General features: G+C 59.6%; 20 protein-coding genes. 9 read left to right on the top strand and 11 right to left on the bottom strand.

Annotated elements, in window-relative coordinates:
* The first annotated feature begins 142 nt into the window (after positions 1 to 142).
* A complete protein-coding gene (locus tag PL640_RS20520) occupies positions 143 to 685 on the top strand; it encodes an RNA polymerase sigma factor (RefSeq protein ID WP_271363289.1) in 543 nt (180 codons plus the stop codon).
* Between the two features lie 59 nt (positions 686 to 744).
* A complete protein-coding gene (locus PL640_RS20515) occupies positions 745 to 1,704 on the top strand; it encodes a FecR family protein (protein WP_269702818.1) in 960 nt (319 codons plus the stop codon).
* Between the two features lie 135 nt (positions 1,705 to 1,839).
* Here PL640_RS20515 and PL640_RS20510 read toward each other — a convergent pair whose 3' ends face one another.
* Complete coding sequence (locus tag PL640_RS20510; RefSeq protein ID WP_161991466.1) at positions 1,840 to 3,174, bottom strand: aspartate aminotransferase family protein; 1,335 nt, start codon at positions 3,172 to 3,174, stop codon at positions 1,840 to 1,842.
* A gap of 105 nt (positions 3,175 to 3,279) precedes the next feature.
* Between PL640_RS20510 and PL640_RS20505 the strand changes: the two genes are divergently transcribed.
* Positions 3,280 to 4,128 (top strand): LysR family transcriptional regulator, encoded by an 849-nt coding sequence (locus PL640_RS20505; RefSeq protein WP_271363287.1) that lies wholly within the window; start codon positions 3,280 to 3,282, stop codon positions 4,126 to 4,128.
* Here PL640_RS20505 and PL640_RS20500 read toward each other — a convergent pair.
* From PL640_RS20500 to ampC, 4 genes are all read right to left on the bottom strand, one after another.
* Positions 4,125 to 5,453, bottom strand: a complete 1,329-nt coding sequence (locus PL640_RS20500; protein ID WP_110760084.1) for a solute carrier family 23 protein — start codon at positions 5,451 to 5,453, stop codon at positions 4,125 to 4,127. The genes PL640_RS20505 and PL640_RS20500 overlap by 4 nt on opposite strands.
* Positions 5,454 to 5,649: 196 nt before the next feature.
* Positions 5,650 to 7,059, bottom strand: a complete 1,410-nt coding sequence (locus tag PL640_RS20495; protein ID WP_271363285.1) for a GGDEF domain-containing protein — start codon at positions 7,057 to 7,059, stop codon at positions 5,650 to 5,652.
* A 186-nt stretch (positions 7,060 to 7,245) separates the two neighbouring features.
* Positions 7,246 to 8,409 carry an MFS transporter gene (locus PL640_RS20490; RefSeq protein ID WP_271363284.1) on the bottom strand — a complete coding sequence of 388 codons (1,164 nt, stop codon included), beginning with the start codon at positions 8,407 to 8,409 and terminating at the stop codon, positions 7,246 to 7,248.
* Positions 8,410 to 8,529: 120 nt separating this feature from the next.
* Positions 8,530 to 9,687 carry a class C beta-lactamase gene (gene ampC / locus PL640_RS20485; protein ID WP_271363283.1) on the bottom strand — a complete coding sequence of 386 codons (1,158 nt, stop codon included), beginning with the start codon at positions 9,685 to 9,687 and terminating at the stop codon, positions 8,530 to 8,532.
* 133 nt (positions 9,688 to 9,820) lie between these two features.
* Here ampC and PL640_RS20480 point away from each other — a divergent pair, with 133 nt between their 5' ends.
* Entirely contained in the window at positions 9,821 to 10,699 is an 879-nt protein-coding gene (locus PL640_RS20480) for a LysR family transcriptional regulator (RefSeq protein WP_271363281.1), read from the top strand.
* A 6-nt stretch (positions 10,700 to 10,705) separates the two neighbouring features.
* Here the strand turns inward: PL640_RS20480 and chrA are convergent, their stop codons facing one another.
* From chrA to PL640_RS20455, 5 genes are all read right to left on the bottom strand, one after another.
* Positions 10,706 to 11,935 carry a chromate efflux transporter gene (gene chrA, locus PL640_RS20475; protein WP_271363280.1) on the bottom strand — a complete coding sequence of 410 codons (1,230 nt, stop codon included), beginning with the start codon at positions 11,933 to 11,935 and terminating at the stop codon, positions 10,706 to 10,708.
* Between the two features lie 165 nt (positions 11,936 to 12,100).
* Positions 12,101 to 12,571: a hypothetical protein gene (locus tag PL640_RS20470; protein ID WP_271363279.1), complete on the bottom strand. Its 471-nt coding sequence runs from the start codon at positions 12,569 to 12,571 to the stop codon at positions 12,101 to 12,103.
* Between the two features lie 205 nt (positions 12,572 to 12,776).
* On the bottom strand, positions 12,777 to 13,328 hold the full coding sequence (locus tag PL640_RS20465; RefSeq protein ID WP_225245791.1) for a hypothetical protein: 552 nt from the start codon (positions 13,326 to 13,328) through the stop codon (positions 12,777 to 12,779).
* Positions 13,329 to 13,559: 231 nt separating this feature from the next.
* Positions 13,560 to 15,428 carry a tyrosyl-tRNA deacylase gene (locus PL640_RS20460; protein ID WP_271363277.1) on the bottom strand — a complete coding sequence of 623 codons (1,869 nt, stop codon included), beginning with the start codon at positions 15,426 to 15,428 and terminating at the stop codon, positions 13,560 to 13,562.
* A 49-nt stretch (positions 15,429 to 15,477) separates the two neighbouring features.
* The gene (locus tag PL640_RS20455; RefSeq protein WP_271363276.1) at positions 15,478 to 16,377 is read right to left on the bottom strand and encodes a hypothetical protein; all 900 of its coding nucleotides are present in this window, start codon (positions 16,375 to 16,377) and stop codon (positions 15,478 to 15,480) included.
* Positions 16,378 to 16,943: 566 nt separating this feature from the next.
* Here PL640_RS20455 and PL640_RS20450 point away from each other — a divergent pair.
* Complete coding sequence (locus PL640_RS20450) at positions 16,944 to 17,774, top strand: hypothetical protein (RefSeq protein WP_271363275.1); 831 nt, start codon at positions 16,944 to 16,946, stop codon at positions 17,772 to 17,774.
* A gap of 84 nt (positions 17,775 to 17,858) precedes the next feature.
* On the top strand, positions 17,859 to 18,578 hold the full coding sequence (locus PL640_RS20445) for a GntR family transcriptional regulator (protein WP_142843178.1): 720 nt from the start codon (positions 17,859 to 17,861) through the stop codon (positions 18,576 to 18,578).
* 52 nt (positions 18,579 to 18,630) lie between these two features.
* On the opposite strand, the gene PL640_RS20440 is transcribed toward PL640_RS20445, so the two are convergent.
* Positions 18,631 to 19,611, bottom strand: coding sequence for a 3'-5' exonuclease (locus PL640_RS20440; RefSeq protein WP_271363274.1), 981 nt, complete (start codon positions 19,609 to 19,611; stop codon positions 18,631 to 18,633).
* Between the two features lie 218 nt (positions 19,612 to 19,829).
* On the opposite strand from PL640_RS20440, the gene PL640_RS20435 reads away from it, so the two are divergent.
* The 3 genes from PL640_RS20435 to PL640_RS20425 all read left to right on the top strand — a co-directional run bounded on the left by PL640_RS20435 (position 19,830) and on the right by PL640_RS20425 (position 25,087).
* Positions 19,830 to 20,339 (top strand): RNA polymerase sigma factor, encoded by a 510-nt coding sequence (locus PL640_RS20435; protein ID WP_065116490.1) that lies wholly within the window; start codon positions 19,830 to 19,832, stop codon positions 20,337 to 20,339.
* Positions 20,340 to 20,425: 86 nt separating this feature from the next.
* The gene (locus PL640_RS20430; protein WP_271363273.1) at positions 20,426 to 21,352 is read left to right on the top strand and encodes a FecR family protein; all 927 of its coding nucleotides are present in this window, start codon (positions 20,426 to 20,428) and stop codon (positions 21,350 to 21,352) included.
* 147 nt (positions 21,353 to 21,499) lie between these two features.
* On the top strand, positions 21,500 to 25,087 hold the full coding sequence (locus tag PL640_RS20425; RefSeq protein ID WP_271363272.1) for a TonB-dependent receptor domain-containing protein: 3,588 nt from the start codon (positions 21,500 to 21,502) through the stop codon (positions 25,085 to 25,087).
* The last annotated feature ends 65 nt before the right edge of the window (positions 25,088 to 25,152 follow it).

Here is a 25,152-nt window from a genome sequence, read left to right as displayed (position 1 = left end):
TCCTCCACGGCGATGATGGGTCAAAACTCTGCTGCCGGATGATGACTTGGGTCGGACGAAGGCCTTGGAGAGCTGCGGTTTGCGCTCCTTGTTCGCCCCTTCAGTTGTCGCAGATTGCAGCTTGCGGAGGATCAGGAAAGCGATGCGGACGTCGACGGCCAGCCTCAATGAAAGTGACGGAACCGACCTGCTGAACAGGGCGATCGTCGAGCATTACGGCGACATCATCAAGGCAGTGGGCGGACGCAGCCGGTCAGACGGGGCCGCGCGGGAAATCGTCCACGATCTCTATGTAAAATTGGCATTGCAGCCGGACGCGCTCTCCGGCAAACGGTCGATAAAAGCATTTCTGTGCCGCGCCGCATCCAATATGCGGATTGACCGGATCAGACGCGAGCAGTTCGAGTCCCGGCTTTTCTCCGGCTCCGATGAAGATGCAAAGGCAGTCGTCGCGATGGACAGCGCTCCCGATCAGGGACTGGCTGTCGAGGCGCGGCTGGCGATCCTGAAGCAGGCCATTGCCGACCTGCCCGAAAAACGGCGGACGGCATTCGTGCTGCACAGGCTGCACCATCTCTCTCCGGACCAGATTGCCGCGAAGCTGAAAATTTCGCGCAATATGGTCGACCGGCACCTCAGGCGCGCGCTCAGCCATTGCCTCGACCGCCTTTTCGAAATGGAGTAAACATCCCAATCCACGCAGTTCATTCGTCTACACATTGGAGAGCATAATTGGAGCGTTCCGTGCAACGTAGACGTCTGACGCGCGATCAGCGCAAGCGAAACAGAGATGCGGCCGACTGGGTCTTTCGCAACAGAGACCCAGAGCAGCCCGAAACGGAGCGGGCGGAGTTCCGTCGCTGGATGGAGCAGGATCCGGAAAACTGTCGGGCCTACACCGCTGCGAAGCGCATTCTCGGCGAAGCGAGAACAGCGATCCGCTCCGATGCCGGGCTTCGTGACATGCCGGTTGAGACTTCGCCGCGCGGACGCAACGCGATCATCTCTTCAATCGTGGCAATCATTTCGGCTGGCGCACTCTTCATTGCGCTGGATGGCCCCATGCGTCTGAGCGCGGATGTCATGTCCGGTGCCGGCGAAATGCCGGAAGTCACGCTGGAAGATGGTTCGCGGGTCCAGTTGAACGCATCTTCGGCAATCGCACTCGATTTCACCAGCGGCCGAAGGACGGTTCGGCTCCTGCGCGGGCAGGCCTTCTTCCAGGTGGCTCCGGATGAAAAACGTCCCTTCTCCGTCAGCACCGAGGACACGCTGGTAACAGCCCTCGGCACGGCTTTCGATGTTCGCCAAAGCGCGACGGACACGCGTGTTGCCGTAACGGAACATTCCGTAAGGGTAGAGTTCAAGACTGAGGGCAGTACCCCGGTGAAAATCGCGGAAGGTGAAGAAATGCTTCACCTGAACGAGACAGGCGAAAGCACGATCCGGAAAACCGATGCCGCGACCGCTCTCGCCTGGCGTCGCGGCCAGCTCACCGTGGACAACGTGCCGCTTTCCTATGTTATCGAGGAAATACAGCGGCATTTCCGCGGGCGCATCGTCATAGGAGACGAAGCGACCGCTCGACGGGTCGTCAGCGGCACGCTCTTCGTTACCGATACGGAGGGGGCGCTGAACTTCCTGCGCACCGCACTCAAGGTTCAGACATACAAGATTGGCCCCATCATCGTCGTAACGTCCTGACCCGATTGGCCGGGCTGCGGACTATCCGCAGCCCCGATTTTTCCGTGGGGATCGCGGATGCCGTTCACGCCTGAAAGGAGTGGATCACGCCCCGCCCACTGGCCTGAAATCTGGCGGTCAGGCGCGCATCACTGCCTATCGCACGGCCTGCGCGGATTTGATGGAATCCGCCAGAATATCCAGCCCAAGGTCGATTTCGGCATCCGACACGGTCAGCGCCGGAGCGATGCGGAAAACGCCGCCCATGCCGGGCAGCTTGACGATATTCATGCTCATGCCGCGCAGCATCGCCTCCTGCATGATGCGCGCACCGAGTTCGAAACCCGGAGCCTTCGTATGCCTGTTGGCCACGACTTCCAGTCCCAGCAGCAGCCCGCGACCGCGCACGTCGCCGACGCATTCGAACCGCTGCTGCAAGGATAAAAGCCCGTCCTTCAGGCGCTTTCCGCGGGCAATCGCCTGTTCCACCAGACCGTCACGCGCCACCACATCGAGGACCGTCACACCGACAGCCGCCGGCAGCGGATCGGATACATGCGTCGTATAGAACAGGAAGCCCCTCTCGAAGGCCTTTTGCTCCACTTCGGCGCTTGTCATCACGGCTGCGAGCGGCAGGCCGGCGCCGAGCGTCTTGGAGAGCGTCATGATGTCAGGCGTCACGCCATCGCGCTGGAAGGCGAACATGTGCCCCGTCCGGCCAACGCCGGTCTGGGCTTCGTCGAGGATGAGCAGCATGCCACGCTCCTCGCATTTCTTCTTCAGGGCGGCGAGATAACCGAGCGGCAGTTCGAGAATGCCGCCGCTTGAGAGGATGGGCTCGGCAATGAAGGCGGCGAGATTGCCGGTCGACTGGCGATCGATCAGCTCGAAGGCATCGTCAAGCTCGGCCTGCCAGTCATTCGATCCATCCGGGTTGCGGAAGCGTGGGCGATAGGCATTCGGGGCCGGAATGACCAGCGAACCGGCTGTCGCCGGGCCATATCCCCTGCGACCGGCACTATAGGTGGCAGATGCCGCAGCGCCGGTCATGCCATGCCAGCTCTGGGCAAACGCCACGACCTCATGGCCGCCGGTGACGAGCTTTGCCATGCGGATCGCCGCTTCATTGGATTCCGCCCCTGTCGTCAGCAATTGCACGCGGTCGAGACCGGGCGCCAGCGCCGCCAGCCGTGCCGCAAGTTCGACGACGGGGCGTGACAGCATGCCGGAGAAGAGATGCGCAACCGAGGCCATCTGCCGGTTGACGGTGGCGACAATATCCGGGTGGGTGTGGCCGATCAGGGCGCTCATCTGGCCGGAGGTGAAATCGAGAATGGCGCGGTCATCCGCATCATAAACGAAACTTCCCGCGGCGCGTTCGACGATGATCTCTTCGAAGGCCGGCCCATAACGGGTCAGGTGTTTGTTGGCGGCAGCCCAGAAGGCCGGTTCATCGTTCAGCGAAATGGCGCTTTTCGAAATGTTGTCCATGACACGTTCCCCAAAGAGGTGATCCTGAAGAACGGTAACAGGCCCTTGCGCAGGCAGTCCAATTGATAGTATCTGAAGCAGATATCGATAATTTTGATATCTCCAATGCTCGACCTTACGCTTCTCAAGAACTTCGTCATCGTCGCCCGCGCCGGCTCCATCAGCGTTGCCGCCATGCAGGTCGGGCGCACACAATCAGCCCTCAGCACGCAGATGCAGCGGCTTGAGGAGCAGGTGGGCCACAGCCTGCTGCAACGAACGGGTTCCGGGGTGCGGGTGACTGCGGCGGGAGAAAAACTGCTTGCGCATGCCAATGCGCTGCTTGCCCGGCACGATGAAATCCTCGCGGATATGAGCGAGGCTATCCTTCAGGGGACCGTCAGCCTTGGATGTCCGGAGGATTATTCCATCGCCTTCCTGCCGGAACTGCTACGGGGCTTCTGCGCAACCTACCCGAAAGTCGACCTGCGGATGGTCTGCGCGCCAACCATCGAGCTGCATCCGTTGCTGCGCCGCCGGCAGATCGACATGGCGCTGGTCTCACAGGCCGATCCTGATCATCCCGAGGTTCTGCGCAGGGAGAGTTTCGTCTGGGTGGCGGACAGGCCGGAACCCGACCTGCTGTCCAAGGACGTGTTGCCGCTGGCGCTCTCGGCACCGGCGACGCTTGATCACCGCGCGGCCTGCGATGCCATGGAAAGCGCCAATCGCCGCTACCGTGTCGCCTTTGCCAGCACCAGCCTTTCAGGCCTCATCGCCATCGCCCGCTCCGGCCACGCCATCAGCGTGCTGACGAAAACAGCCGTTCCGCCCGACCTTCATATCGTCAGCGATGGCTTGCCGCCGCTGCCGACGATCGGAATAGCCATCGCATTTTCCGATCCCCAGACATCATCGGCGGCCAAGGCGCTCGGCGATCACATTCGAGCGGTTCTTCCGGGCCTCAGTCTCTAGCGTGATTTCCCCTGGGCCGGAGCGCCGAGGCTGAGCAGATGATAAAAGACGATGGCGCCGATTGTCGCCGTGCCGATACCATCCAGCGTGAAACCGCCGACATTGAGCTTGAAGTTGCCGGCACCCAGCACCAGCGCGATACCCACGGTGATGAGATTGCGCGGCTCGGAAAAATCGACCTTGTTCTCGACCCAGATGCGCCCGGCGGTCGCCGCGATCAGGCCGAACACCACGACGGACAGGCCGCCGATGACGGGCCCCGGTATCGTCTGGATCAGCGCGCCGAATTTCGGCGAGAAGCCGAGAATGATGGCAACGAGCGCCGCAACGATGAAAACCAGCGTCGAGAAAATGCGGGTAATCGCCATGACGCCCATGTTTTCGGCATAGGTCGTCATTCCGGTTCCGCCAAACGCGCCGGAAAAGATGGTGGCGATGCCATCACCGATGAAGGCGCGGCCGAGATAAGGATCGAGATTGCGGCCGGTCATCGCGCCGATCGCCTTGATATGTCCGAGATTTTCCGCAACCAGAATGACGACGACAGGCGCGATCAGTGCGATTGCCGAGGCAGAAAATACCGGCGTGGTAAATGTCGGCAGTCCAAACCAGGACGCAGCCGCAACGCCTGAAAAATCCACGGGCTTGCCGAGACCGAGGCCGTTGGCCAGCACCAGATAGGCGATGTAGGCAATGGCGCCACCGAGAAGGATGGGCAGGCGTCGCGCCATGCCGGGCGCATAGACCGCGATTGCACCGACGGAAGTGACGGTCAAAATCGCAATCCAGCGCGACAGCTGGTCGCCATCGGGATTACCGGGGCCGGTGCCGGAGGCGCTGGCAATGGCAATCGGCGCAAGCACCAGACCGATCGCCGCAACGATGGCACCGGTCAGGACCGGCGGCATCAGCCGTTCAATCCAGTTGTGGCCGGCAATCATGACGATAACGCCGATCAGGGCATAAAGCACGCCCGCGGCAATGATACCGCCAAGCGCAAGCGCGATATTCGGGCTCGCCGCACCGGCAGCGGCACCGGTTGCCACCAGCACGGGACCGATGAAAGCGAAGGACGAACCGAGATAGCTCGGCACGCGGCCACCAACGGCGATGAAGAAGATCAGCGTCGAGATGCCCGAAAACAGGATGGAGACGTTCGGATCGAACCCCATGATCAGTGGCGCAAGCACCGTGGAGCCAAACATGGCGACAACATGCTGCAAACCGAGAACCGCGGTCTGCCCGGCGGGCAACCGCTCATCCGGCATGATGCGCCCTTCGGTTTTCAGTCGCCAGCGCGGAAAATAGCCACCTGTATCGCTCATCGTCGTCTGTCCCCCAGAAAGCGGCCGGCGCGATTTGGCGAACGTCCCCGTTGCAGATCGCAGCCGCATAAAAGATTTGTCTTTATGTGATATGCGACCGTCGTTCCGGGCCGAATCGGTGGCGGCGCATCCTGTCTTCGGTAGCGCGATTGCCGGCTGCTGTCATCGGGCATCAAGGGGTTACCCACCCCTCAGTTCAGCCAAACCGGCGAACGGGTTCAATCTCACAGATCGATGTCATCACCTTGCCGCGCCCTTCACCCTTGGCGCGGTAAAGCGCTTCGTCAGCGCAGCGGAAGGCCTCGTCGCAGGACATTTCCGCCCCGATGACGCTGCTCAATCCGAAGGACGCACCGATGATCATCATGCTGTCATCGACAACATAGGGCTCGGAGAGAAGCAGGCACAGCTGCCGGCAGCGCATCTCGGCCTCGGCAAGGGAAATGGCGGGCATCAGCACGGCAAACTCGTCACCGCCCAAGCGGAACACCACGTCGCGGTCGTGACAGGCAGCGCGAAGGCGGGTGGCGACCGCCTTGAGCAAGGCATCCCCGGCGGCGTGTCCGTGGCTGTCATTGATCGCCTTGAAACCGTCGAGATCAAGACAGGCGACAGTCAGGTCTCCCTGCTGCGACAACTTTGAGAATTCGGATGCGACGAGCGACCTGTTGGCCAGCCCGGTGAGGAAATCATGAGTAGCTGCGTGCCGCATCTGTCTTTCGGCCTCGACAAGCGAATGAACCGCACGGCGGGAAATCCGCACCGCGAAGATGCCACCGGCTATGAGGACGACAAGAACCGTGACGGCAAGTGGCATGGACTGACGGAGCAGATCCCGCGCCGGGGTCAGCGGCTGCCAGGACAGCGCCTGTGCCTGCCCATTCGGCCCCATGGCGATTTCCACCCTTGCGCGGTCTGCCGGAACGCTGCCGGCCGGCCCGACGGAAGCATCGTCCAGAAGGAAGCGGTTTCCGAGAAACTCCTGCAGGCTGCCGCCGATGGGAATTGCGGAAATAAGCACCGGCGCCCGTTCACCCCGGGGTGTTGCCGTCCTGAAGTCCGACTGGAAAAGGCTGGCTGTCAAAAGGACGGCATCATCACCGATCACCTCGATCTTGCTGAAGGCGATCGGCTGCGGAATGCCCTCCGGCCTTTCGCCACGTTCCTTTTCGCGCACGGCATCCACAAGCGAATGCGCGTCCTGCGTCACCACGTCCGCGCCACGGGCAAAAAACGGGCGTTGCAACACCTCGTCATCCGTCTTCGAATAGATCAGATCGCCGTCGCCGTTGAGAATGCTGACGAAACGTGTGCGCGACGTGCCGATGAGCGACCGTCCGATATTGCGATCGGTCCACTCAAGGTCGAACAGATTGTCGATCTTGGCGATGGATTCATCCCAGATCGTCCATGCGGTCAGCGCAAACTCCACTTCGGAAATCCATATGGAGATATTGCGTCCCACCAGGGTTTCCTGCCGCTCGCGAAGCTCCGCATCGAGACGCGCAACACCATAATAGGGAATGGCCGCCAGCCCTGCCAGCAATATGGCGATAAGCACTGCGGCCGGTCCGGCAAGCCTGAGTTGGGTGAAACGCATCGTCATCTATGGTCCGATTATTTGTTGGATGTCATTTTCGACAAGGCACGTTTCACCGCGGTTACCGCAATGGGAATTTCAAGCGGGTCGGTTAACACTTGGTTCCCGACACTGGCAGGCGCTTTCGGCGGGAACGAGGCTTGTCGCCTCGGCGGCGATGCGCGGCCGGTCGTGATCGACGTTTCCACGACCTTACTCAGCCGCAGCTTGCCGCACCCTCATATTGTTCAGCTGCAACAAAACCGCGAATGCTGCCGTGCTCATGATCCCGAGCACCGCAAACACCGCCTGCGGGCCGATGCCGCCCATCAACGTCGCCAGAACCGGGGGAGCCAGGGCATTGATAAGGTTCATCGGCAGGGCGATGGTCGCCATCGCGGCCGCGTAGTCGGATTTTTCAAAAAACACCAGCGGCATGGTTGCCCGCGCCACCGCGAAAGCCCCGCTACCGACGCCGAACAACATGAGATAACCAGCCACGGCGAGAAACCCCGCTCCTCCGAGCCATATCGCAACAAGGCCCACGGGGATCATCGCACCCGATACGACCGCAGTGGACAATCCGTCCCATCTTCGCCCGCCCACGAGATCGATGACGCGACCGCCAACCTTGAAAACACCAAGCAGCGAGGCGACAGCGACAGCGCTTGCAAGTTCCATTCCCATCGCCTGCAAAAGCTGTATGCCAATGGCATCAATGCCAAAGGTGACAAAGCTGTTCAGGGCGATGGCAGCGACCAGGAGCATGAAGACCCGTCCCTTTTTCCGGTTGCCATGACCCGCTGCCGCAGGAGCCGCTTGATGTGTAGCCGGCAAACCGAACAATACCAGCGGGCAGACAACCATGGTCATGGTGCCGGCATAAACGAGGACAACAGCGCGCCACCCCAACCCATGGTCAAGGAACGTGGTGACTGGCCAGAAGATGCTGCCGGCGAGGCCGGTCACCAGCATAAGTGTCCCAATCAGGCTGCGTGCCTGATCCTCGGCATATTCGGCAATATAGGCATAAGCGGAGGTTGTGAGGAACATCGCCCCCGCAAGCCCTGTCAGGGCCCAGCTCATCCAGAACATCGTGAGGTTCACAGACAAGCCAAGCAGGGAGAGGCCTAATCCCATGAGGCCGGCGCCGGCCGCCATGACCCGCCGCGCGCCAAACCGGCGGAACGCCCGACCGACCCACGGCGCGGCAAGTCCCATAGCCCCGAACATGACGGAGGTTCCAACAAAAACCGATGGAAGGGAGGTCGCAAACTCCGCCGCGACCGGACCAGCAAGCACCGGCAGGATTCCCACCGAACCCCAGCCGGTAATCTGGGTAAGGGCAATGAGAAGAAGAACATATTGGCGGCGCATCAATGACGCTTAAAGCCGAAGCGTGATGTTCTGATGACAGGCAATCAAGGCACAGGGCCCCAAAGATGATCGGTCAGCGCAGACGACGCGGGAGCGATGAACTCCCGCGCCGAAGTTTTCTCACTCCGCCCTGTCTAGCGCCGTCAAAATCTCGTAGGCCAGAGCGACACGATCCTCATTGGGATAGTTTTTGTTGGCCAGAAGGACGACGCCGTGCTTCTGCTTTGGTATGAAAGCCACATAGGCCCCAAAACCATTGGTGGAGCCCGTCTTGTTGATGAGGACGTCCTGACGCGGCTTCATCGGCGGGGTGATTTCGGAGACCGGAACCGTCTTCAAAAGGGCGCCGGAATTCGCGTCCACCAGCGTCTTCAGGGCAACGGGATAGGCATATTGTTCCCAGACCATGTCCTGCACCATCGCGCCGACACGGAAATAGCCCGTGTGGGTGTTGAGAAGCGCCTGCTGCATTTTTCCGTCCAGTGTCTCAAGGCCCATATTGGCGTTGACGAAACGGATCATGTCGCTTGCCGATGATTTGACGCCGTAAGCCTCCGAAGAAAGGATGGCCGGTGTCACGCGGGCCGGGTCGCCATTTCTCTTATAGCCTTGGGCATAATCCGCCATCTTTGCCTTGGGCACCACGGTGAAGGTGTTCTTCAGCCCCAGCCCGGGCAGCAGCGTGCCTTGCATCGCGTCGTCAAAGCTCTGGCCCATGGCCTTTGCGGTGACATAACCGAGCATTCCGATGCTGGGATTGGCATAGGTGCGGTGGGTTCCGGCCTTGTATGAAGGTTTCCAGGTCTTGAGATAGGTCAGCAGCTGCTGTTCTGTCTTGACGTTGTCCGGCACCTGCAGCGGGAATCCACCTGCGGTGTGGGTGCCGAGATGCATCAGCGCGATATCGCCGAACGGCTTGTCTTTCAGCGACGGAAGATAATCCGCGACCTTGCCGGACAGCGACAGCTGGCCGTTCATCTCGGCATAGGTGCTGAGCGCAACCGTGAATGTCTTGCTGATCGAGCCAAGCTCGAACAAGGTCTGTGGCGTGACGGGCTGGCCGGTGCTTTTGGACATGACGCCATAGGTGAAGACGTGATTTTCGCCATTAATACTGATGGCGACGGCCAGACCCGGAATGCCGTTTTTCTGCATGACCGGCTTTATCGCGGCATCCGTTATCGCCTTCAGCTTCGCTTCATCGGCGGCAGAAGCCTGTGTGAACAGGCCGGCCGAGAGCAGTGCTGCAAGGGCGATATGTCCGTGATTGAGTTTCATCTTTCGCATTCTCCAAAACCTCAGGTAGATGACCGGCGTTTGCGCCGCCCCCAGCGAAAGAGCTTTAGCTGCCCTACATTGCACGAACAAACCATGATATCTCGGAAGAGATACAAGAAAATCTAGGTCTCAAATGGTTCGGCAATTTCTTCCCCTCAACGGTCTTCGGGCCTTCGAGGCATCCGCAAGACACCTCAGCTTCACGCGTGCAGCCATCGAACTCTGCGTCACGCAGGCGGCGGTGAGCCAGCAGGTGAAGGTGCTGGAAAAGCGGCTGGGCGTCTCGCTGTTTCAACGGCTTCCACGCGGGCTGAAAATCACCGCCGAGGGTGAAGCGCTTCTGCCCACCGTCACCAGTTCCTTCGACCAGATGGCGACTACGCTCGACAGGATCGAGGCCGGACAGGTGCGCGAATTGCTGTTTCTGGGGGTCGTCGGCACCTTTGCCGTCGGCTGGCTTCTGCCGCGATTGCATGAATTTCAAAAGCAGCATCCCTTCATCGATATCAGGGTTTCCACCAACAATAACCGGGTGGACATGGCTGCCGAAGGGCTGGATTTTGCCATTCGTTTCGGTCAGGGCTCATGGCACGGCACCGATGCCTTCCGGCTTTTCGATGCGCCGCTTTCACCCCTCTGCACACCCAAGCTGGCGGAGACTTTAAAAACGCCCGCCGATCTTGTCGAGGCGACGCTTTTGCGCAGCTACCGGTCCGATGAATGGAGCACATGGTTTTCGGCCGCCGGCGTGACGCCGTCAGCGCAGGTGAATGCCGGGATCGTTTTCGACACCTCGCTCGGCATGATGGAGGCCGCGCTGCAGGGGCTGGGCGTGGCGCTGGCGCCGCCATCGATGTTTTCGCGGCATCTGGCGTCCGGGGCAATCATTCAGCCCTTCCCCGTCACCATATCGCTTGGAAGCTACTGGCTGACCCGGCTGCAATCAAAACCGCAGACAGCCGCCATGCAGGCCTTCTCGGACTGGATGTCGACCCATGCCGACTTTGCCTGAAAAGGCTTACAGCAGCGCCAGCAGAACGCCGCCGGCAGCACAGATCACCACCACGACCCATGGCGGGGTCTTCCACACCGTCAACAGGATGAAACCCGCAAGCGCCAGCGTGAAATCCTTGGACGTGAAGATGGCGCTGGTCCAAACCGGGTCATAAAGTGCGGCGCCGAGAATGCCGACAACGGCGGCATTTGCACCCCGCATGGCCGCCTGCGCCAGAAGATGCCGGCGAAACCCTTCCCAGAACGGCAGCGCACCGATGAGAAGCAGCATGCCCGGCAGGAAGATCGCAACAAGGGCGATGGCCGCACCGAAAACGCCGTTCGGCTGCGGCCCCACCACCGCGCCGAGATAGGCGGCGAAAGTGAATAGCGGGCCGGGAACGGCCTGTGTCGCTCCATATCCGGCGATAAATGCATCTTCCGTCACCCAGCCAGTGGCGACGACTTCGGATTGCAGCAGCGGCAGAACCACGTGCCCGCCGCCGAAGACCAGCGCGCCGGCACGATAAAACGCATCGAACAAGGAGAGACCCTGTGATCCCGCCACCGCCGCAAGCAGCGGCAGCAGGCCGAGCAGCAGGATGAAGGCCGCGAGTGCGATATATCCGACGCTTTTTGGCACCCGAAACTGAAGATGGGCAGATTCCCGCACCGCACCGTTACGACAGAAGACAAGCCCGGCAATGGCACCGACGGCAAGTGCCAGGATCTGCCCGAAGGCTCCGGCCAGAAAAACCACGCAAACGATGCCGGAAAGCGCAATGCTGGCCCGCTGCCGATCCGGCGCAAGGCTTTTTGCCATGCCCCAGACCGCCTGCGCCACCACGGCGACGGCGACGATCTTGAGGCCATGCAGCAGGCCGGTGCCAACCGGACCTTCGATGGAAGCGGCAATGGTGGCGAACAGCAAAAGCAGGACGGCGGATGGCAGGGTAAAGGCCGTCCATGCCATGAGAGCGCCGAGCGGCCCGGCCCTCAAAAGCCCGAGCGCAAAACCCACCTGGCTGGAGGCCGGGCCGGGAAGAAACTGACAGAGCGCCACAAGATCGGCATAACCGGCCTCGTCGATCCATTTGCGCCGCACGACCAGCTCATCGCGAAAATAACCGAGATGGGCGATGGGACCACCGAAAGAGGTGACGCCAAGTTTCAGGAAGGCGGCGAAAACTTCACCAGGGGTGCCGGTTTTTTGGCTGCCGGTTTCGGCTGGCACTGCTTGTGTTGACGGCTTCACGAAAAGCTCCCTGAGCGTGCAACGGCTATTCGTCAACACAGATGGGCCTCAAAAAATCATGTCGATATCAGACACTATTGCGACAGGGATATGAAGGGGTCGGTCACGTCGGCGCCGGAAAGTCGCTGACTTTCCGGCGTCTTCTCATGCTATCGGATGAAAATGTTATCTCGGCAATAACGCGGAGAAGTGAGACACCCAGCCATCGGCGTTGGTGGCGCCTGCAAAGCCAGTGGCGTCCCAGATGATGTGATGCCGGAAGCTTTCGTTATGAACGGTCACCGTGGCCGCGATCGGCGTTGGCGAGACCCATTCGAAGTGCCGGTTTCGGCCGACATTGATATGGCTGAGGGACTCAAGCTGCACATCATCAAGAAACATGACCGTGCTTTTGTCAGTTTCGTTAATGCCCCATCGGCCTTCAGCAACCTCGTTCGCAACCCCGACAAAAAGATTGCTCTGCCCCAGCGGATCAGACAGGGCAACCATCTGCCACTGATTGAGGATGTTCTGCACCTCCTGAGGTGTCACCAGTTCGTTTAGGAACTCGATGGTCTGCTCATTGGTGAATGTATTGTAGCCCTCTTCTCCGAAGGGGCGGATATGCTTGACCATGAAATTGCTGAGAATTGGCATTTCTGTCTCCTTTTGGACAATAACCTGCGTGTTCCCGGACTTTGAAATGCGGGATCGATCAGGTTGATCTGGTTTCTGGTTGAATGAGCATTTTGCCGGCACGCACCGGCATATCTGGCGAGTGCGGCTGGAGCGCATCCCGTAAAACGGGCTGTTGGCGCTTTACTGCAATGTTCTGGTCGCGCTGGCGCGCGGCCGGTATGCGTTAGCCACCCCGGTTGAAAATAATAGCCGTATGGGCAGGTGTCGCGAGGAGTGCCTGCAGGCCGAAACGGGTTCTGGTGCCACCCTGCCCGGCCGGCCATGGATCAAGGACATGAAGCTCCAGATCCTTGCCATTTTCCGTATATCCATAGACAAGGTAATAATGGATATTGGTTCCGATCACGAAAACGCGGTTGTTGTCGATCTCGCGTTTCACGATTTCGGCCGTCAGATTGGCAACGAACTGGCCGCCCGTCGTCGCGTGATCGAAAGCATTCCATTGGCTGGAAACCAGCTTGACGACATCGCTGTTCTGGTTGGCGCCGCCCATTTCATTGATGCCGGCGGACTGATCCAGAACCTGCGCCATCTCCCAGCGATCCTGAACCTGCGGATCAACCGTCGCAAGCGCCTCAGTATTGCGCCTCGCAATGGCATATTGCGTGGCTGGGGCGAGCCCATAATATGCTCGCACCATTTCCTCAACGGCGGCAAAGCACCAGGACGGGGTACGTTGAGCGATAAGGGCGGGAACATCGGTTACAGTCGGCATTTCATCTCTCCTTTTTAAGAATGACGGGATCTGCATTGCGTCTTGACGGCAATCGCATGTCCGTCTGCGGGTTCACATTGGATGATCAGTATCGGTGAAGATGCCCGTCCTGCCGGCAATTGCGCCGGCAGGACACTGCCCATGATCTCGCAGCCAGAGGGGACGACCAGTGGCTGGGATCATGGAGACGCTGCCTGCCGGGCCGGGACAGGAGCGGCAGTTGCACAAGCGTCACGCGCTCTTGTTCAGATCCTGACGATAGGCCTGCAACGACGCGATTTTTGCATCCGCTGCGGCTTCGCGTTCGGCGACGATCTCGGTGAGTTTTTCCGAGGCGACCGACAGATAGGTCTTTAGCTCGCTGCCGGTGAGATATTTACCACTCAGCTTGTTCAGCTTGGACCAGCCATCCGCAAAACTGCGGCTGAACCTGTCGCAGACGATCACAACCGCATGCCATTGACCGGTTTGCCTGACGAAAAACTCATCGACGGAGCGGACGAGCTGCGCGAAGCGGTTCTTTCGAATGACCTCCAGCTCGGCGACACTTTCGATGCCGCTGATCTGGTGCTGGGCATCATCGGCGATGGCCTGCATGAAGTCGGCGAAGGTCTTGAAGAAGTAAGCAACTTCCTCGATGATCTCCTTCATGCGCTTGAGGGCAGATAGGCTGACGTTCAGCGACTGGACCGCAAGCTGGATTTTATCGTCTTCAGTCTGCTTGCCTTTAAGCAGGGCGTTGATTTTCACCAGTTCGGCAGATTGGGTGCGGCGTTCCTTTTCATAGGCTTCCGCCTTGTCGATCATCTGCATCTGGATTTCGCGCAGGCTTGCCGCCTGTTGCTGTTGCTCATCGGAAAGCTTGCCCAGTCCCTGGTCCAGGGCTTTGAGCGAAGCCTGCAGGCTGGAAACAATGGTTTCCTGTTGTGCAACCTTTTCTTCTTGCGTCTTGAGTTCGTCAGAGCGGGTCTTCAGACGCTTTTCGAGTTCGGCAAGCTCAACCGCCTTGGCCGATTTCGGATCGGCGCCTGCAGCCTCTTCCGCCAGCTTCGACTTCGATTCCTCCAGCGATTTGACATCGCCCTTCAGGACGTCGCGTTTTTCCTGGCTTTTGCGCAGTTCGGCTTGCTTTTCGGAAAGCTCGGTCTGCTTGGCGGCTGCATCGCTCTTGCCGCCGCCGGTCGCCGGGTTGCGCGAGCCTCCGCCCTGTCCCTGCCCATCGGCATCCTGCCCACCCTTGGGCTGCCCCGAAAGCGCGCCGCCGACCGAAGACGCCAGCATCGAGGCCGGACCACCAGCCACCATGGCGATGGCGGGAATAGCGCTTGAGATCATCTGCGCACCGACCCGGATGATCGACATGACAAAAGCGCGCTGCTCTGCCGTATTGGCGCGTTTCTCGTATTCGCTTGCTTTCTTTTCAAATTCAGCGACCTGCACCCTGAGGTCGTTGACAAGCGATTCAAGCTGTTCGCGTCGTGCGCCCGCTTCGGTGATTTCCTTTTCGATCGCGGCCTTGTCGATGAGCCGTTTGCTCAAAACGGTTTCGCTCTTGTCCGTGGTCTGCACCGTGTCCTTGATGATGACATCATAGGTGGACGCGATAACCAGAAGCTCGTTGCGAACACCCAGCGCCCTGTCGCGGACGTTTTTGGCGAGTTTAATCAGATCATTGGAGACAAATGCCTTGACCTCGGCCTGATCGCTTTCCTCCCGGACGTCGAGCCAGTCCGGGAACAGATCGGCGATCGCTTTGCCGATCCTGCCGGCCTCATCCATCGCGCTTCGCATGGTGCGCTCGCTTTGCTGCTGAGCCGTTATCAGCTTGTTCATGATCGCGCTGATGCGCACACGAACGTCGCCTTCCTCCTGCGGGGTGGTGTTGTAGGCGATGTAGAGCAGATCGATCGCGTTGTCTGTATCGCGCTTGGCCCGCTCGACATCGTAAGTTCCCTGGATCTTGTCGACATAGGACCGGACGAGCGCCGTATCTGACTTGGGAAGATTAAACTTCGGCTGCGAAAGGATCGTATCGACACTGGCGTCGATCTCGCTTTTGATTTTGGCTTCGCGGCTTTCAAAGGTCACAACATTATTCATTTTCATGCTCCTGTTGATGGTTGTTGCGGAGAGTCATGGGGTTGATCGTTCACGATCCGCATTGTTTCCTGGCATCCTCAGGCAGTCCGGCCTCGGTGGAGGAAATGAACTGCGGCACGTCCTTGGTCAGGCCGTCGATCTCGGCGGACAGCCGGTCGACCTGACGTATTTTCGCGTCGTCAGGATTGACCTCGCTCGCTTCCTTCAGAGCGTTGGTGAAGTTGCCGACCTGAATGTTGAAGTCCTGAACCTTGACGTTGATGGTGGAAATCGCCGCCTTGAGCCTGGTGATCTGCTCTTCCAGATTTTTCACCGCGCTCTGGTTTTCCGCGTGGCTCTGCTGTGCCGCTATCAGCTGGCGGCGATTGTTTTCGAGCTGGTTGCGAACGCCCTCAAGCGCCGTCCGGGCGTTGTCCAGCCGTGGCTGTGCGATGCGGTATTCCCGCTCCGCATCATTCATCCATCCCAGCGCCTTGACTGCGGCGTCACCGGCCTGGCAAATTCCCGGCAGGAAGAAGAGGACGCCGCTGCATATTGTTACTCTCTTGGCCTGCTCGTCCCTTTCCCTTCGGGCTTTTTCGAACACGGCCTGACGCGCCCTGACGTTCTCGCTCTCAGACTGAACCAGTTCTTCATAACCCTTCACGGCCGTTTCGGACTGCGCCACCTGCCGTTCCAGCTCGATCTGCAGGTACATGGCCTCTCCCAGCGCCCTCTCCCGTTCGGCGCTGAGCTGCTGTTGCGCCGTCAGATGTTCCATCAGGCACACGGATCGGCGGCCGAGCAGCTCCCGGCTGGCTTCCGCCTGTTCAAGTTTTGACTGGAAAGCCGCCACCTGTTCGGTGGTGAGGGCGGCCGCATTTGCAATGGCCGGCTGGCCCAGGGACGGTATATCAAACTGCATCGCGATTGCCGCAAGGCCGGCAAAAATAACATGTCGAAGTTGCATCGCTTTATCCTCCTTCTGAGAATTGTGGTGAATGGACGTGCCGCGGCCCAGCCGACATTGCTGCCGGACGTGCCAGAAACTCGGTAGAAACATGCGGATGCCAGGCGGCTTCGGAATGCACTTTGCGTCACTCCGTCAAGGCCGAGAAAACAACCATCAAAGATTGTGTTTTCGATTGCCCAACGAAAGATTTTATGTCCGAAGCCGAATAAAATTATGCAATAAAAACAGACGATAAAATTGTTGTTATCGCCGCTCTCGCAAACCGTTCCAAAAGGGCACATATTTCAATGCGCTCTTTAACACTCAATTTATGAGAGTATTTTTTAATACCCTCAAGGAGAGCGGTGCGGGAGTGCAACAAATTGCACGCATCTCCCGAACCCGGAACATTTCAGCTGTCATGCGGGCCTGAACGGCCGCAGCCGGTAAGCAAAACTCATATTTTGAAATTCGCCATAAAGTAGCGAAACTTAAGATTCCGTGGGAGAAGGGCATCTGGAAAAGCAGTTGCGCAGGATTCAAAATCGCTCCCGCAAGGAGACCCCGTTCGGCCGCAGCCGGACATGCTTCAGGAGAGGCTGACACCCCTTGCGAACCGGATCCTGAACGATGCCGTTTTTGACGAGACTGTCATCCGTCTTTGCTCGCAGATATCGATGGTCTTCAAGCAGGAGCCGCGCCTCGTTCGCGCCATCGGTGATTTCGGCGCATTCGCAACGATCCTGTGTGCCATTTGCCTGGCATCGATCCATGGCGGGCAATTTACCCTGGCTGCGGTTCAGGCGATCGTCGTCCCCCGAGGCTGGGCCTCCAGCCGCAGGACACGGGCCTTGATCGACTGGCTGGAACTCGAAGGCGCCGCCCGGCGGCATCAACCCCGTGGCGACAACCGCGAACGTCCATGGTCGTTGTGTGGCTGGCTGATAACGGCCATTGAGACGCTCGCCGAGGCTTATCTTGCCGCAGCCGCGCCATGGGAGGCGCAGCCGGTTCCGGGCAGGCCGGCGAAAGATGACATCGGCGTCAACACCCTTGTCGATGGCGTCGGCTGGCTTTTGAAGCAACAGCAGGCGCTCACCCCCATATCAATGGAAACCCTGATGTTCCTGGGCCATGCCCCCGGATTTCCCCTGCTGCTGGATCTGCTGTCTGCGGCGAAAACCAGCAGATCAGATGCGTCAGATTGTGAATTTTCCCGCAAGGCGGCTGCGCGCGCCTATGGGATAAGCCGCGCCCACGTCACCGCCCTCTTGGCCAAGGCGGAACGCCTGAGCATTCTGAAGCGGAACGGATCCCGCATATGTCTGAGCGACAGGACATTGCAGAATGTACAAGGGGATATCGCCCATCAACTGGCATTCGTTGTCGTGTGGCTGGGGATTTTGAGGAACTGACGGCGTCAGCGCCTACTCACCGCAATGGCACCCCTAGGAAAACCGTTGCCACCGGGTTAGAAGAGGCAACATCGGATCCGTGACATGACCTTGCCTGAAACAACCCCTGCCGCCGTGGATGCCACAATCGAGGATCGCTCGCTGCTGATCCGCGAATCCCTGCGCAATGCCATCATCGACCGGCGGCTGGCGCCCGGAACCAAACTGTCGGAAGCCGAGGTTGGTGCACTCTTTGATGTCAGCCGCACGGTGGCGCGCGCCGCGTTGCAGATTTTGGCCTTCGAGGGGCTGGTAAAGACCGAGCGTAACCGCGGAGCCTTCGTTTCCACGCCCTCGCCGGAAGAGGCGCGCCAGATTTTCGCCTCGCGCCGCCTGATCGAGCCGGGCATCATCGCGGCGGCGGCGCAGCGCATCACGCCTGCGGATATTGTGCGGTTTGAGCATCACCTCGTCGACGAGGCACACTATATGAATGAACGGGGTCCGGCCGCGCGCCGGGCGGAAATAAAGGCCTCGGGCGATTTCCATCTCCTGCTGGCGGCCCTGTCCGGTAACGTCATCCTCCAGCGGTTCATGGATGAACTTGTCGCCCGCTCATCGCTGGTCGTCGCCCTTTATGGCCGCTCGGGTGTTTCGAGCTGCGGCCACAATGAACACCTTGCCATTCTCGAGCTTGTCGCAAAGGGTGATGCAAAAGGCGCGTCAGATCTCATGATCCATCACCTCGATCATATCGAGGCCGATCTCGATCTGCAGCCGAAGCAGGGTGTCAGCCTGAGAAACGCGCTGGCACCACTTTCCTGATTGCCGCCGGATATCGATGGCGGACAACGTCCGTTGCGCCGAAACGAATGCTCTAGTTTGCCTTGAAGCGGTCGAAGGCGGTGAGATGCTTGACCGGGGGATCGGCCTCCCAGCGATAGATCTCGGTCCGCAGGAAATGCAGCTCCTCATCGCGCTTTTCTTCGGCCACTTCCACCCACCAGGCTTTGGGTCGGCCATCCGAACCGTCCGACCAACGATAGCCGCGCTTTTTCAGATGATCCTTCATGTCGAAGGGGCTGTTTTCCGCATAAATGCGAACCCGGGAGCGCTGGCTTGCCTGATACAGTTCTGCGAAGGGTGCTTCGCCCTGCCCCGCCCGGGCGTGACCCAGCACTTCCAGAAGCGCAAAACAATCATCGACGGCACGATGGCCGTCGTGGAAATAACCGGATTGTCCGATGAGATAGGCAAGTTTGCTGCCCTCAAAACCCCGCGCCCGCCAGTCGATCTCGGAAACCGAACAGGCCCATGCCTTCTCGCGGAAAATCGGCGAGAAGGCCTCGCAGAACGGACGGTCAAAGCTGGCATTATGGGCGATGATCAGATCCGCCCGGGAAACAAGCGCGCTCAGGCGGTCCATGTCGATCACCTGTCCGGCGACCATCTCGTCGGTAATCCCGGTCAGGCGCGTGATCTCTTCCGGGATAGTGACGCCGGGCTGCCGCAGGCCGCCATAAACGCCGGTAACATCGCCGATCGCGCCATGATCGTCGAATGTGAAGGCGATGACGCCGATCTCGATGATTTCGTCGGTTCGATGATTGAGGCCCGTGGTTTCGGTATCGAGGATAATGCCCTGACGGGGGAACTCCGGCCGCGGTCTGTCAACGACGGTACGCGGCATGAGCCGGCGTGAAACACGGTAATTTCCGGTGGATTCAAGATATCCGGCAAGCGTCTCGTCATCCGCGACGTTCTTCTGCACCGTTTCGCGGCCGGCCGCTTTTCGCCCCCGTTCACCCTGGGGAAGCCGCGCTGCCGCGGAACCGAAAAAATCCAACTGGGAGCTCATTATGCGCCTGTCCGCCATATCCGGAAATCGTGATTTAAGTAGTCCAGCATATGTGCAGAGGCTCACGGTAACAACAGCGGTTGCTTTCATCCACAGAAACTGAGCCACACAGGTTGCGCGATTATCGTCCCCGCCGGCTTTAACATGATTATTTAAGTTAAGTATTGAATTCGCATCTGCCACGGGGTATCGCCTGAAGTCCAATCTCCAGGTCGGTCATGACGCAGCGCGACGACAAATTCCTTTCGGCATTCCTGAAAACCCAGTCGGATATCAAGCGATATCTGACGCGGATGACGGGCTCGCGCGAGGATGCCGAGGATCTTGCCCATGAGGCATGGATCAAGCTGGCGAGAAACAGCTCGAACGCATCCGCAGCACCAGTGCCTTATCTCAAGCGCATCGCCAGGTCGCTGGCCATCGATCACGGGCGGGGCCGCAGGCACCGTGCCACGACCGAGCAGATCGAGGATGCCCTTTCCATTCGCGACGAGCGCCCGGGTCCGGACCAGCAGGTAATCGACCGTGACCAGATCCGGCAGCTCATGCGGGTCATCGGTGAGCTGCCGGATCGACAGAGAAAGATGCTGGTCGCGGCGCGGCTGGAATTTCGTCCCTATGCCGAGATCGCAGAAGAGTTCCATGTCTCCACCCGCACGGTGGAAATGGAGATCAATCGCGCCCTCAACTACTGCATCGAGAAAATGGGACATGAGCGGCGCAGATAATTTTCGGATTTACCGTTTGTGATCGTTAGAGCTAATGAGGTTCATGTGAAATTCCGGCATCCAGACGGTTTTTTGATAGGGGTTGCGTGTTGAACGAAGGATCCGATGCGCTCAGAAGAAAGGCCACGACCTTTATCGTCAGGCTGCGCTCCGGCGCGGCCACGATCGAGGATACAGAGGCGCTCCGCCACTGGCGCAGCCTCAGCGCTGATCACGAACGCGCCTTCGTCGAGGCGTCGGCGCTCTGGCGCGATCTTGGCCCGGCCCTGGAAGCGCAGGCGCAGACCCGCGTCAAAGCCACATCCAGACGATCCTTTCTGGTGGGCGGCAGCCTTGCCGCCGGCCTTGCCGGCATTGCCGTCGCGCTGCCGGAACTCGGTTACCTGCCCTCCATAGGCGCAATGCTTGCGGATTTTTCAACTGGTGTCGGCGAGCAGCAGAATGTCAGCCTGCCGGATGGATCGACCGCCTTTCTCGATGGCGGCTCCGCCCTGTCGCTGGAGCGCGGTGAACGGCAGTTCGATCTCACCGCAGGTGCTGCGGTCTTCACCGTCCAGCAGGCGGCGAACAGTCCTTTTGTGGTCAAAGCCGGCAATGGCCGCGTGCAGGCCTCCGGCGGCGCCTTCAGCGTCACCCATAATGCCAGCGGCGTAACCGTGGAATGCCTGTCTGGCCCGCTCAGCGTCCACTGTCTCGGCGATGCGCAACTGCTTCCCGGAGAGGCGATCGTCTATTCGGACGCTGGCCTTGGTGAAAAATCCGCGATCGACCTCGAGACGGCATCGGCTTGGCGTGAAGGCATGCTGGTCTTCAACAACCGTCCGTTGGAAGACATCGTCGCGAGCCTGAACCGCCACCGGCGCGGCAGGATCATCATCACCCGTCAAAGCCTGCGCTCCCTGCACGTCTCGGGCGTCTTTCAGCTCAATCGGCCGCAGGACATTATCGCCCATCTTGAAGAAACCCTGCATCTTCATGCGGTCGGCGCAGGCGGAATATTGCTGCTCGTCTGAAGCCTTTCAAACCGGAGATAGCACTGGATTCCGGACGATCCGAAAATATTACAAAAAAACTCCACAAATCTTTTCGGGTTCATGCGCCTCGGTCGTCTTCCCTATCAGAGGCCGCAGCAAGGCGGCGAAATGGAAGGGAATACGGGGATGACTTTATTGGCGACGGGACATAAATCCGGTGGTCGCGAACGGCGTTTGAGGCTTGCAGCATTCTGCGCATCACTGGCCTGCTCCGTATCCCTGGTTGCCCATACCCAGGCAGTTGCGCAGGAGTTGCGCCAGTTTTCCATTCCCGCCGGGTCCCTCGATGTGGCGCTGACGCGCTTTGGCGCCGCAAGCGGTATCCAGATTTTCTACGACGCATCCTTGACGAAAGGGCTCAAGACCTCCGGCGCAGCCGGCTCCCTGCCACCGCGGGAAGCACTCGGCAAGCTGCTTGACGGCACCGGCCTCAGCTTCCGCTTCACCGCGCCCGATCGCGTGACGGTTTCCAACGCCTCACAGGCACCGGAAGCAACCTCTGCGGATGGCTCGCTCGTTCTCGAAACAATCACCGTCACCGGCAAGTCAGGACGATATGGCAGCCCGGACGCACCTTATAGCAACGATGCCCCGACCGCCTTCATTTCAGGCGAGGATATCGAGCGCTTCCGCGGCTCAAGCCCGGCCGACATGTTTCGCGGCACGGCCGGCGTCATGTCCGGCGAAGCGCGAAACGGCGCCGGCGCCATCGACGTCAACATTCGCGGCATGCAGGGAATGGGCCGCGTCGCCACGACGGTCGACGGCGCCGAGAATTCCGTGACGGTCTATCAGGGGTATCAGGGCGTCTCGAACCGCACCTATGTCGATCCCGATTTCATCGCCGGTGTCGACATTACCAAGGGAGCCGATGCCGCTTCCTTCGGCAATGCCGGATCGGTGGCGATGCGAACGGTCGGCGCCGACGACATCGTCAAGCCGGGCGAGAAATGGGGGCTTAAGGTCAAGGGCGGCTTCGGCACCAATTCATCAAGCCCGACGGAAGGCGCATTGAGCGGCTACAGCTACCAGTCTGGCGCAGGCACCGCGACCCCGTCTGCCGATGGCATGGACAGACCCGCCTTCCTCAAGCCGACGACCGGTTCCGGCAGCGTCATCGGCGCTTATAAGGGCGAGGATATTGATGTCGTCGCCGGATATGCGCATCGCCGTCAGGGCAATTATCACGCCGGCAGCCATGGTCCTGTCGCGTCCCCGAAAAACATCGGCGACACGAAATATTGGGGCGGCACTCTGCCCAACACGATGATCAATGAAGGTCTGGCCAATTATCGCGGCGGCGAGGAAATCCTCAATACCGAGCTGGAAACGCAATCGCTTCTGGCGAAGGTCACGGCGCGTCTGTCAGACGACCAGACATTCCAGATCGGTTACATGGGATACAGAAGCGAGGCCGGAGACAGGCTTGCCTCGCGGCTGACGTCGAATACCGGACAGGCGCAGCAGCAGGAACAGACCGTCAGCACCAGCCTCGACACATTTACCGCCAGATATAACTGGAACCCCGAAGACAACGACCTCATCGACTTCAAGTCGAATTTCTATTTCAACCATCTCGAAGTCCGCAACCCCGTGCGCGGCGGGCGTGGCCTGACACCGGAGAAGATCGGCCTGCCATCAGGCTTCCGGGTCGGCACCGATACCAATATGTGGGGAGCGGAGATTACCAACCGCTCGCAGTTCAGCCTGGATTACGGCGATTTCGACCTGAATTACGGATTTTCCTACCGCGCCGAAGACACCAATGGTAGCAACCACACCGCCGTTCTGGAGGGGTGGCTGACCCCGCGCGACGCCATTCGCCATGAAGGTGCAGCCTTTGCCAAGGCAGCTTACAAGCCGGTGGACTGGCTCACCCTTAATGGCGGCCTGCGATATTCCCATTATTGGGTTGAAGACCGATTTGATCCCTATGAGCGTTATCAGGCGCGGGACAAGCCGGTTGACCTGAAAGTGGATGATGGCGGTTTCAGCCCATCTGCCGGAGTGACGCTGGAACCGTTCGACAACACCCAGTTCTACGTCAATTATTCGAATACGCTGCGCTCGCCATCCATCATTGAATCCGTCTCGGCCTTCAACAGCGTCATCGCGAATGCCGGCGTCCTGCCGGAGCGCTCCAGCAACTGGGAAATCGGCACCAACATCATTCGCGACGGCATCTTCTCCGAAGATGATACCGCCATGATCAAGTTCGGTTATTTCAACTGGGATGTGAAGAATTACATCTCGCGCACCGTCGTGACCGAACCGCAGCTGACGCTGAATATCGGCAATATTCCGCGCGCCAAATTTTCCGGTCTCGAAGTTTCCGGCCGTTACACCAATGGCGGATTTTCGGCCGATCTTTCCGCCAACTACTTCCTGAATGTCGAATATTGCCGCACGACCCAGACGTGCGACAGCAAGTCTCTCTATGGCGACTATGCGACGAACCATGTTCAGCCGGAATATACGGTCGACCTGACGCTTTCGCAGAAATTCCTCGAGGACCGGCTGACGGTCGGCGGCCGCGTCTCCTATGTCGGCCCGCGCGCCATCGGCCACGGCGACGTCACCGCGCAGGGCGCGTCGCAATTCATCGCACTTGTCGACTGGGAGCCCTATACGCTGGTCGATCTGTTTACCGAATACAAGATCAACGACAACATGACGGCGAGCCTGCGGGTGGAGAACCTGTTCGACCGTTTTTATGTCGATCCGCTCGGCCTAGTCACGCAGCCCGGTCCCGGCCGTACGATCTATGCGAGCCTTACCGCGACGATCGGCGGCGGCGAGGCCCTGCCCGGCCTTTCCCCCTTCAGCAGCCCGACGGACGCATCCTTCGTGCGTGACTGGACCGGCTTCCATGTGGGTGCCCATGCCGGCGGCGATTTCCTGAATTTTGCCGGAAATACGACCTCGCTGGATGGCACATTCAACGATGCGGCCGCACGGGAATCGGCCGATTTCAACCTGCGGGGCGGCGCGTTTGGACTGCAGGCCGGTTATGACCGGCAGCTGGAAAACGGCTTTGTCGTCGGCGTCGAGGCCGATTACACCAAGACCTATCTTCGTGGCCTCGAAAAGTTCGGTTCCACCGATCCGGTGCTGGCAAAGAGCGGCCATGTGGACGCAACGACCAGCTACGATATCGACTGGACGGCCGGTCTGCGGGCGAAGCTCGGTTATGCCGTGAATGACAGGCTGCTCGTTTACTCCACCGCCGGCCTGGCGCTGGCGAAAGAAACCCAGTGGCGCGACCAGTATATTTCAGACGGCGCGAGCGCGACCAATCCTCTCGGCTCTGAAACGACGGCATTCTTCGTGGAGAAGGCTTCCGGAACACGTGCCGGCTTCACCGTCGGCCTCGGTGCGGAATATGCGCTGAACGACAACTGGTCGATCCGTGCGGATTACAGCTACAGCCATTTCCGCGCCAAATCGTTCAAGTTCAAGAACGCCCGCGCCGGCACCGGCAAGGATTATCGCACCAGTGAGCAGACGGGCACGGAGATGGTCGATCCCGGCTTGAAGAATGATCCGAACATGGCCTGGCTCTGCGATTCCATGCCGGAAGTCTGCGAGCCCTATGAATCCCCGATCTACGAATATGTAGACCATGCCGGGACGTCCGGAATTGCAAACGGTCGCAATGCCTCGAACTCGTTGAACCTGCATGCCATCAAGGTCGGGCTGAACTATCGCTTCTGAGGAAACTTTCCGCAAACTTTCGAGCCGTGCGCCTACCTGGCGCGCGGCTCACCGAAACATGAGAT

It is taken from the genome of Agrobacterium sp. ST15.16.024 (assembly GCF_027956545.1).
Lineage (GTDB): Bacteria > Pseudomonadota > Alphaproteobacteria > Rhizobiales > Rhizobiaceae > Agrobacterium > Agrobacterium cucumeris.
This window is presented reverse-complemented; position numbering and strand designations above follow the sequence as displayed.

What these genes read in the sequence shown, in the direction of transcription:
- PL640_RS20520 (WP_271363289.1), top strand. Translation starts at nt 143, where the DNA reads ATGCGGACGTCGACGGCCAGCCTCAATGAAAGTGACGGAACCGACCTG.
- PL640_RS20510 (WP_161991466.1), bottom strand. Translation starts at nt 3,174, where the DNA reads ATGGACAACATTTCGAAAAGCGCCATTTCGCTGAACGATGAACCGGCC.
- PL640_RS20505 (WP_271363287.1), top strand. Translation starts at nt 3,280, where the DNA reads ATGCTCGACCTTACGCTTCTCAAGAACTTCGTCATCGTCGCCCGCGCC.
- PL640_RS20500 (WP_110760084.1), bottom strand. Translation starts at nt 5,453, where the DNA reads ATGAGCGATACAGGTGGCTATTTTCCGCGCTGGCGACTGAAAACCGAA.
- PL640_RS20495 (WP_271363285.1), bottom strand. Translation starts at nt 7,059, where the DNA reads ATGACGATGCGTTTCACCCAACTCAGGCTTGCCGGACCGGCCGCAGTG.
- PL640_RS20490 (WP_271363284.1), bottom strand. Translation starts at nt 8,409, where the DNA reads ATGCGCCGCCAATATGTTCTTCTTCTCATTGCCCTTACCCAGATTACC.
- ampC (WP_271363283.1), bottom strand. Translation starts at nt 9,687, where the DNA reads ATGAAACTCAATCACGGACATATCGCCCTTGCAGCACTGCTCTCGGCC.
- PL640_RS20480 (WP_271363281.1), top strand. Translation starts at nt 9,821, where the DNA reads ATGGTTCGGCAATTTCTTCCCCTCAACGGTCTTCGGGCCTTCGAGGCA.
- PL640_RS20470 (WP_271363279.1), bottom strand. Translation starts at nt 12,571, where the DNA reads ATGCCAATTCTCAGCAATTTCATGGTCAAGCATATCCGCCCCTTCGGA.
- PL640_RS20465 (WP_225245791.1), bottom strand. Translation starts at nt 13,328, where the DNA reads ATGCCGACTGTAACCGATGTTCCCGCCCTTATCGCTCAACGTACCCCG.
- PL640_RS20460 (WP_271363277.1), bottom strand. Translation starts at nt 15,428, where the DNA reads ATGAATAATGTTGTGACCTTTGAAAGCCGCGAAGCCAAAATCAAAAGC.
- PL640_RS20455 (WP_271363276.1), bottom strand. Translation starts at nt 16,377, where the DNA reads ATGCAACTTCGACATGTTATTTTTGCCGGCCTTGCGGCAATCGCGATG.
- PL640_RS20450 (WP_271363275.1), top strand. Translation starts at nt 16,944, where the DNA reads ATGCTTCAGGAGAGGCTGACACCCCTTGCGAACCGGATCCTGAACGAT.
- PL640_RS20445 (WP_142843178.1), top strand. Translation starts at nt 17,859, where the DNA reads ATGACCTTGCCTGAAACAACCCCTGCCGCCGTGGATGCCACAATCGAG.
- PL640_RS20440 (WP_271363274.1), bottom strand. Translation starts at nt 19,611, where the DNA reads ATGAGCTCCCAGTTGGATTTTTTCGGTTCCGCGGCAGCGCGGCTTCCC.
- PL640_RS20435 (WP_065116490.1), top strand. Translation starts at nt 19,830, where the DNA reads ATGACGCAGCGCGACGACAAATTCCTTTCGGCATTCCTGAAAACCCAG.
- PL640_RS20425 (WP_271363272.1), top strand. Translation starts at nt 21,500, where the DNA reads ATGACTTTATTGGCGACGGGACATAAATCCGGTGGTCGCGAACGGCGT.